This window comes from Stenotrophomonas sp. RG-453 (assembly GCF_033843685.1).
Lineage (GTDB): Bacteria > Pseudomonadota > Gammaproteobacteria > Xanthomonadales > Xanthomonadaceae > Stenotrophomonas > Stenotrophomonas bentonitica_A.
The window spans coordinates 229,609-237,372 of sequence record NZ_JAMYED010000008.1 but is presented as its reverse complement, the minus strand read 5'-3'; the positions used below and the strand labels follow the sequence as shown (position 1 = coordinate 237,372).

The following is a 7,764-nucleotide window of genomic DNA, read 5'->3' as shown; positions in this document are numbered from 1 at the left end:
ACAATTGATATGTTGCTTGATCAAACGTCTGCAAGATGGACAATCATCCTTCCTGCAGGCGCCTTCACAAGATACCTGCGCATACTGTCAAAGAACTTTGGAGTCGGCCTCAGCGCCTTCCTCCGTGTGCCCCGACGTTTCCGTCGTTGCGAGCCGCCCATTATAGCCGGCTTTTCCGCCTCGTCAACACCTTTTTTCAAGGCCGTTTCACCGAAGTGAAACGTTGTTGCCGATGCTGCTTCGTCGTGCGACCCGAAGGTCTTTTCGTCGAAGCGAGCCGCCTATTATGTCAGGCTTTTCGTTTCCGTCAACACCTTCTTTCGAAGCTTGTTGCCGTCGCTGCGGGTGGGTGTTCACCGGGGTGAAGACCGCGTCGCAGCGAGGGAGCGAATACTAAAGACTTCTGAAAATTCGTCAAGCGTTTTCGTCGATCTTTTTCATCATCGCGTCATCCGTGCGTGCTGCTCGACAACAAGCGCGGCAGCACGCGCGTTGCGCGTGCTGCCGCAGGCTTGCTAACAATGCATCTCTTGTCATCAGGAATGCATGCGATGTCTGCGGTTGGCAAACGTTCGTTGTGGCGCGATCTCTCCCTGCCTGCGGTGATGGCAGGTTTCATCACCGTCTTGGTGGGCTTCGCCAGTTCGGCGGTGATCGTGTTCCAGGCCGCACGCGCGGTCGGCGCAGACCAGGCGCAGATCGCTTCGTGGATGTGGGCGTTGGGGCTTGGCATGGGCGTGACGTGTATTGGTCTGTCACTGCGCTATCGGATGCCGGTCGTCACTGCATGGTCCACGCCCGGTGCGGCGATGCTCGTGGTCGGTGCGGGCGCGGTCGGCTACAGCGATGCGATCGGTGCGTTCGTGCTTGCTGCCGTGCTTGGCATGTTGGCCGGCTTCTCGGGGATCTTCGCGAAGCTGATGAAGCGTGTGCCGATGGCGCTGGCCGCGGGCATGCTTGCGGGTGTACTGCTGCGCTTCGGGCTGGATGTGTTCGTCTCGATGGGCACTCAGCTGGGCATGGCACTGGCGATGTTCGCCACCTGGCTGATCGGGCGACGGCTGTTCCCGCGTTATGCAGTGATCGCCACCCTGCTTGTCGGTGTCCTGGTGGCGGCCGGTCAGGGCCTGCTTCATATGGAACAGGTGCGACTGGAACTGGCCACGCCGGTGTTCACCTGGCCAACGCTGTCGTGGGCAGCGGTGTTCGGCATCGCCCTGCCCCTGTTCGTGGTCACCATGGCCTCGCAGAACATCCCGGGCGTCGCGGTGATCCGTGCCTCCGGGTATGACACGCCGGTCTCACCCGTGATCGGCTGGATCGGCGTGGTCAATACGATCCTGGCCCCCTTCGGTGCGTATGGGCTCAATCTGGCCGCGATCACCGCCGCGATCTGCATGGGGCGCGAAGCGCACGAGGATCCGGCCCGCCGTTATACCGCCGCGGTGGCCGCGGGCGCCTTCTATATCGTGGTGGGCCTGTTCGGGGCGACGGTGGCGGCCGTGTTCGCCGCCTTCCCCAAGGAGCTGGTCGCCTGCGTGGCCGGCATCGCGCTGTTCGGGACGATCGCCAACAGCCTGGCCACGGCGCTGCGCGAGGAGGCCGATCGTGAAGCGGCGCTGGTGACGTTCCTGGTCACCGCTTCGGGCCTGTCGCTGGCCGGGATCGGCTCGGCATTCTGGGGGTTGGTCGCCGGCAGCATCTGTCTGCTGGCATTGCGGCCGCGCCCGGCCGCCCGCTGACGCCTCACGCGCCTTACAGCCGCCTCAGCACGACGGATGGCGGTCATACACGGCCACGGCCGCATCGATCTGGGCGTCGATCATGGCCTCGTGCAGGGCGGTGCTGGGCGCGCGATAAGGATCCTCGGCCGTCTCGTCCGGCCGGGCCGGGGGTGGAACCGTACTCATAGCGGGCGAACCGCCAGCGTCTGCTGCAGCACGTGCTGCGCGCCCGGCGCCAGCGTCACCACATCCGGACCGGCGTTGGCCGCTTCCAGGCACACATAGTTGCGCCAGCCGGCCCCGACATCGGCCATCTTGCTGGCGCCGGCCTCACCCGGGTTCCAGGCGACCAGCGAGCGGCTGCCGGTGGTGGTGATCTCGATGCGGCGCTTCAGGCCCGGGTCCTTGAGCACGTAGCGGCCGCCGGCCTGCGTATAGATGCGGTCGCTGCGGCCGGGATCGCGCGGGTCGCGCAGGTTCCAGTCGCCCTGCTGCTGGCGCGGGGTCGCGTAATTCTCGAACTTGTCCAGGTAGGACAGGCCATCCAGGCCCTCCACGCTGACCTGCATCGCATCGCTGACATGGAAGTAGTTGTGCAGGGCCTGGGTGAAGGCGACCGGCTGGCGGCCGGTGTTGTCGGTGATCAGGCGCTGTTCCAGGGTCCGGCCGATGCGCAGCTCCATGCGCAGGCGCAGGTCCAGGTTCTCCAGCACCGGCGGCGCCAGGGTCAGCACCATGGTGCCGTCGGCCTCGCGACGGGCCTGCTGCAGGGTCCATGGCACGTTGCGGACGAAGCCATGCGAGGGCACGTCATTGCCCTGCCCCTGGCGGCCGAAGTACGGCCAGCACACGGGGCTGCCCCCGCGGATCGGGGTCGGCAGCGGCTGGGCGCTCGGCGAGAGCCACATGACGTCCTGCCCGCCCTTGGGCACATAGGACAGGAGCTGGCCGCCGAACACGCTGATCGCGGCGGTGGCGAACGGGGTCTGGACCGTCCACGCGGGGAAGCCCTGGATGTCGGCCAGGCTCAGGCCAGGCACCTTGGGCAGGGCAGCGCGCGGCGCGGCCGGGGACTGGACATACTGGGCGTGATTGGGCGGCAGGGTGAATACGGTGGATGCGGGCATGGTCGGTGTGGAAGAAGGAGGAGCACCGCGCAGGGCGGTGAGAATGCGCTGGCCGGCACGGCCATCGGCGGGGGTCCAGCCCAGGCGCTGCTGCTCGGCCTGGATGGCGCGGCGGGTCGCGGTACCGATCATGCCGTCGGCCGTACCGATATCGTGGCCGCGGGCCAGCAACAGGGTCTGCAGCTCTCGACGTTCGGTACGGCCGATGCCGGGATCGTCGGTCGGCCAGGCGGCGACGATACCCGGACCACCCCGCAGGCGATCGGCCAGGGTGGCGATCGCTAGGGCGTAGCTCTCGGCGGCGTTGTAGGCGTAGATCGCGTCGTAGTTGCGGAACACCAGCCAGGCCGGTCCCTTGATCCCGGTGGGCAGCAGCAGCGCGGCACTGCTGTCGGCGGGCAGTCCGGCCGGGGCCAGCGTGCCGCCGGCCACCGGGATGATGCCCTGTGCGCGCCAGTCGGCCAGTGGCCTGCGCTGGGTGCGGCCGGCCTGGCCGGCGTTGAAGCCGGCCGGAACCGTCACTTCCATCCCCCAGGGCTGGCCGGTGCGCCACCCGGCCTTCTTCAGATAATTGGCGGTGGAGGCCAGCGCATCGGGTATCGAGGCGACCAGATCGCGACGGCCATCGCCGTCGCCATCCACCGCGATGCGCGCATAGGTGGAGGGCATGAACTGGGTATGGCCGAACGCGCCGGCCCACGAACCGGTCAGGCCTTCGGCGCGCAGGTCGCCGGCATCGATCAGCTTGAGCAGGGCGAGCAGTTCGCCGCGGAAGAAGGGCTGGCGGCGGCCTTCGCAGGAGAGCGTGGCCAGCGACTGCAGCAGCGGGCGCTTGCCGAACACGCGGCCGTAGTCGCTCTCCACGCCCCAGACCGCCACGATGGTGGCCGGATCGACCCCGTACTCGGCCGAGACCCGGGCCAGCAGGTCGCGGTGCTCGACCAGGCGGGCACGCCCGTCCTCGACGCGCTGGGTATCCACCAGCGCCGCAAGGTAGTCCCACAACGGGGTAGTGAATTCCGGCTGCGCGTCCAGCAGCGGCAGCACGCTGGGATCCGGGGTCAGCCCGGCGGTGAGCACATCGAAGCGCTCGGCGCCGATGCCCTGCTTGCCGGCCTGCGCCTTGAGCGTGGCCAGACAGGTGGAGAATGCATCCGGGGCGGCCACCGCCAACGACGGTGCGCCGAGCCACAGCCCGGCCAACAACAGGGGCGACCATCGCATTGGCGGAATCCTTGCAGCCAGTGGACCTGCATCATAGCGGCAATGCGGCGCAGGTCAGACCGGCTGCAGCAGGCGCAGGCCGAAGGCGGGATCGGTGGCGTTCCAGTGGGCCGTCACGCGCAGGCCCGCGGCTGCGGCCATCGTTGCGAACACCGCGTCGGTGTACTTGTGGCTGTACTCGACCGTCATCGCCTCGCCCGCGGCGAAATCGAAGCTCTGCCCGTCCACCTGCACGCGCTGCTCGCGCTGGCTGACCAGTTCGGTTTCGATGCGCAGGCGCGGCACGCTGTACCGCGCGCGATGACGGAACCCGTCGAGATCGAAATCACTGCCGATGTCGCGGTTGAGCCGGCGCAGCAGATTGAGGGTGAAATCGGCCGTGACGCCGGCCGCATCGTTGTACGCCGCTTCGATCAGCCCCGCATCCTTGTGCAGGTCGATGCCGATCAGGGCCATGCCGTCGGGGCCCATGGTCTGGCGCATGGCCTTCAGCAGCGCAATGGCCTCGTCATGCGCGAAGTTGCCCAGCGTCGAGCCCGGGAAGAACACCAGGTGGCGCGCCGGCTCGCGCTGCGGCGATGGCAGCTGCACCGGCTGGGTGAAATCCGCGCAGACCGGCAGCATTTCGATCTCCGGCAGCAACGGGGCCAACCGGGTGATGCTGTCCAGCAGTGCGGCACGGGAGATCTCGATCGGGGTGTACGCCACCGGGTCACGCAGTGCCTGCAGCAGCAGCTCGGTCTTGCGCCCACTGCCGCTGCCCAGCTCGACCACGTGCAGGCGGGGACCAACCACCTTGGCGATGTCACGCGCGCAGTCCTGCAGCAGCTGCAGCTCGGTGCGGGTCGGGTAGTACTCCGGCTGCTGGGTGATCTGCTCGAACAACGCCGAGCCGTGGGCATCGTAGAAATACTTCGACGGCAGTTGCCGCGGCGTGGCGGAGAGGCCACGCAGGATGTCGGCGGTGATCTGGTCGCGGTCCGGCTGCAGATCGGTCAGCGCCTGGAGTGCATCACGGACCGAACTCATGCGGCGTCCCGGGCCAGGCGCAGGCCGGCGAACTGCCACCGGGCCGACGGCGCGAAGAAATTGCGGTAGCTGGCGCGCAGGTGATCGGCAGGCGTGGCACAGCTGCCGCCGCGCAGGACCCATTGCCCGCACATGAACTTGCCGTTGTACTCGCCGAGATTGCCCGGGAAGGTGCGGAACCCCGGATACGGCCCGTAGGCGCTGCTGGTCCATTCCCAGACATCGCCGAACAACTGGACGATATCGCCTGACTCCTCCGCCCCGCCGGGGTGAAGCTGATCGCTATCGGCGAAACGACCCCGCAGCGGGCGGCCGGCGGTGGCCGCCTCCCATTCGAATTCGGTGGGCAGGCGGGCCTCCTGCCAGCGCGCGTAGGCGTCGGCTTCGAAGTAACTGAGATGGCAGACCGGGGCGTGCGGATCGAGCGGGCGCCACCCGCCGAGGGTGAACTCGCGCTCCAGTGCGTCGTCCCAATACAGCGGATGCTGCCAGCGCTGGTCCTGGCACAAGGTCCAGCCTTCGCTCATCCACCAGCGTGGCTCGCGGTAGCCGCCGGCCTGGACGAACCGGCGATACTCATCATTGCTGACCGGGCGGTTGGCCAGCGCATGCGCCGGGACCAGGGCGCGGTGTACGGGCGATTCGTTGTCGTAGGCGAATGTCGGCTGGGTAGGCCAGACCGGCGCGCCGATCTCCACGATCTGCTCGGGACTGCTGAGCCACTGCAGGGGCAGCGCACGGGCCGGCGCCACCGCAAGATCCTCACGGTAGGCTGGCTGCAGCGGGTTGGACCAGAACGCATGCTTGATATCGGTCAGCAGCAGTTCCTGATGTTGCTGTTCATGGTGCAGGCCGAGCAGCAACTGGTGCCGGGCCTGCTCGCTGAGGCTGCCGGCCTGCAGGGCGGTGATCACGCGCTGGTCAATCCGGGCGCGGAACTCCAGCACCTCCTCCAGCGACGGGCGCGAGAGCAGGCCACGCTGCGGACGTGCATGTGCCGGACCGATGCTCTGGTAATAGCTGTTGAACAGGTAATGCCAGTCCGCATCGATCGGTGCGTAACCGGGCCGGGTGGCCAGCACGAAGCGCTCGAAGAACCAGGTGGTGTGGGCCAGGTGCCATTTGGCCGGGCTGGCATCGGCCATGCTCTGCACCATGGCGTCTTCGGCGCTCAGCGGGGCGGCCAACGCGACCGTGCGGGCCCGCACGCCGGCGTAGCGGGCGGCCAGCGACGACGGCGGGGCGGCGGTGAGCGGTGGTGCGGCAGCAACGGCGGTATTCATTGCGATCAGGATCGACCAGCCGGAGTGAGTGCCACGTCATGGCACGGCATCGGTCTGGTGACAGCGTTCAAGTTGAATACGCGATCCCCGTACGCGGCCGGGGCGACGGCGCTGGGGGTGCGTGCGGCCGCCTTGGGTCAGGGCAGCGCGTCGAGGTAGAACCAGCGCCCGTCTTCGCGCACGAAGCGGCTGTGCTCGAGCATCTTCACCGCACTGCCGCCGCCCACCTTGTAACGGGCAAGGAACCGGACCTGGGCGTGGTCCGGATCCGACTGCGTGTGGGCCTGGATCGTCAGCCCCAGCCAGTGGGTGCGCTGGCCGGGCGCTTCCTCCAGCGACAGCTCGGCCGGGCGCGTGGACGGGTGCCAGCTGGCCAGCAGGTAGTCGGCCAGGTGGCGCACGTAGGCGCTGTAACGCGAACGCATCAGCGCTTCGGCATCCGGGGCGGGCGCGCCGGCGTGATAGCGGCCGCAGCAGGCGGTGTAGGCCAAGGGGCGGCCGCAGGGACAGGGATCGGAGTTGGCGGTGGTCATGGGGGTATTGTCGCGCGATGACCGGGCGTATGCTGGCGCGCCTTCTGCCGCGATGTCCCGCCGTGCTTGAGCTGGTTCCCCCTGAGCTGTTGTGGTTGGTGGCGATCGCCTTCATCGCCGGTCTGGTCGATGCCGCGGTCGGCGGCGGCGGGCTGGTGCAGTTGCCCGGGTTGTTCACCGTATTGCCGCAGCACACCCCGGCCATGCTGTTTGGCACCAACAAATTCAGTTCGATGTTCGGTACGGCAGCGGCGGCGTTCCGCTACGCACGCAATGTGCGATTCCCGTGGCGGCCAGTGCTGTTCGCCGCGGGCACGGCCTTCGTGTTCTCCTTCGCCGGCGCCACGGCGGTCAGCCTGCTGCCCAAGGACGCGGTGCGCCCGCTGGTGCTGGTGCTGCTGGTGGCGATGCTTGGCTACACGCTGTGGAAGAAGGACTTCGGTGCCCTGCACCGCCCGCGCGAGATCGGCCGCAAGGAGCTGGTGACCGCGCTGGCGATCGGTGCGGTGATCGGGTTCTACGACGGCTTCTTCGGGCCGGGCACCGGCAGCTTCCTGATCTTCCTGTTCGTGCGTTTCTTCGGGCTGGACTTCCTGCGCGCCTCGGCCGCCTCCAAGGTGGTGAACCTGGCCACCAACGTGGCGGCGATCTCGTTCTTCGTGCCGACCGGCAACATCCTGTGGCTGTTCGCGCTGCCGATGGCCGCGGCCAACATCATCGGCTCGGTGGTCGGCACGCGGATGGCGCTGCGCGGTGGCACGCCCTTCATCCGCAAGCTGTTCGTCGGCCTGGTGGTGGTGCTGATCGCCCGGATGGGCTGGGATACCTTCGCCGGCTGACAGGA

Annotated in this window: 8 protein-coding genes; 3 read left to right on the top strand and 5 right to left on the bottom strand. The window is 67.9% G+C overall.

Annotated features, from left to right (window positions below):
* Together NJD74_RS16410 and NJD74_RS16405 are read left to right on the top strand one after the other, a co-directional pair.
* Positions 1-219 (top strand): hypothetical protein (locus tag NJD74_RS16410; RefSeq protein WP_319624585.1); only part of this gene is annotated, 219 nt, incomplete at its 5' end.
* Positions 220-551: 332 nt separating this feature from the next.
* A complete protein-coding gene (locus tag NJD74_RS16405) occupies positions 552-1,742 on the top strand; it encodes a benzoate/H(+) symporter BenE family transporter (RefSeq protein ID WP_070474128.1) in 1,191 nt (396 codons plus the stop codon).
* Positions 1,743-1,766: 24 nt separating this feature from the next.
* Here the strand turns inward: NJD74_RS16405 and NJD74_RS16400 are convergent, their stop codons facing one another.
* The 5 genes from NJD74_RS16400 to NJD74_RS16380 form a co-directional block, all read right to left on the bottom strand.
* Entirely contained in the window at positions 1,767-1,910 is a 144-nt protein-coding gene (locus tag NJD74_RS16400) for a hypothetical protein (RefSeq protein WP_167390346.1), read from the bottom strand.
* Positions 1,907-4,075, bottom strand: coding sequence for a lytic murein transglycosylase (locus NJD74_RS16395; RefSeq protein WP_070474130.1), 2,169 nt, complete (start codon positions 4,073-4,075; stop codon positions 1,907-1,909). The genes NJD74_RS16400 and NJD74_RS16395 overlap by 4 nt, the downstream gene beginning before the upstream one ends.
* 54 nt (positions 4,076-4,129) lie before the next feature.
* The gene (egtD, locus tag NJD74_RS16390; protein ID WP_070426256.1) at positions 4,130-5,104 is read right to left on the bottom strand and encodes an L-histidine N(alpha)-methyltransferase; all 975 of its coding nucleotides are present in this window, start codon (positions 5,102-5,104) and stop codon (positions 4,130-4,132) included.
* Positions 5,101-6,387, bottom strand: a complete 1,287-nt coding sequence (gene egtB / locus NJD74_RS16385) for an ergothioneine biosynthesis protein EgtB (RefSeq protein WP_102788751.1) — start codon at positions 6,385-6,387, stop codon at positions 5,101-5,103. Before egtB ends, egtD begins: the two co-directional genes overlap by 4 nt.
* Before the next feature lie 137 nt (positions 6,388-6,524).
* Positions 6,525-6,920, bottom strand: coding sequence for a YchJ family metal-binding protein (locus NJD74_RS16380; RefSeq protein WP_070474134.1), 396 nt, complete (start codon positions 6,918-6,920; stop codon positions 6,525-6,527).
* Positions 6,921-6,982: 62 nt separating this feature from the next.
* Here NJD74_RS16380 and NJD74_RS16375 point away from each other — a divergent pair, with 62 nt between their 5' ends.
* Positions 6,983-7,759, top strand: a complete 777-nt coding sequence (locus tag NJD74_RS16375) for a TSUP family transporter (protein WP_070474219.1) — start codon at positions 6,983-6,985, stop codon at positions 7,757-7,759.
* Positions 7,760-7,764: the final 5 nt, after the last annotated feature.

Bases quoted from the DNA above. Each gene is read 5' to 3' on its own strand.
- NJD74_RS16405 (WP_070474128.1), top strand. From the start codon at position 552: ATGTCTGCGGTTGGCAAACGTTCGTTGTGGCGCGATCTCTCCCTGCCT.
- NJD74_RS16400 (WP_167390346.1), bottom strand. From the start codon at position 1,910: ATGAGTACGGTTCCACCCCCGGCCCGGCCGGACGAGACGGCCGAGGAT.
- NJD74_RS16395 (WP_070474130.1), bottom strand. From the start codon at position 4,075: ATGCGATGGTCGCCCCTGTTGTTGGCCGGGCTGTGGCTCGGCGCACCG.
- egtD (WP_070426256.1), bottom strand. From the start codon at position 5,104: ATGAGTTCGGTCCGTGATGCACTCCAGGCGCTGACCGATCTGCAGCCG.
- egtB (WP_102788751.1), bottom strand. From the start codon at position 6,387: ATGAATACCGCCGTTGCTGCCGCACCACCGCTCACCGCCGCCCCGCCG.
- NJD74_RS16380 (WP_070474134.1), bottom strand. From the start codon at position 6,920: ATGACCACCGCCAACTCCGATCCCTGTCCCTGCGGCCGCCCCTTGGCC.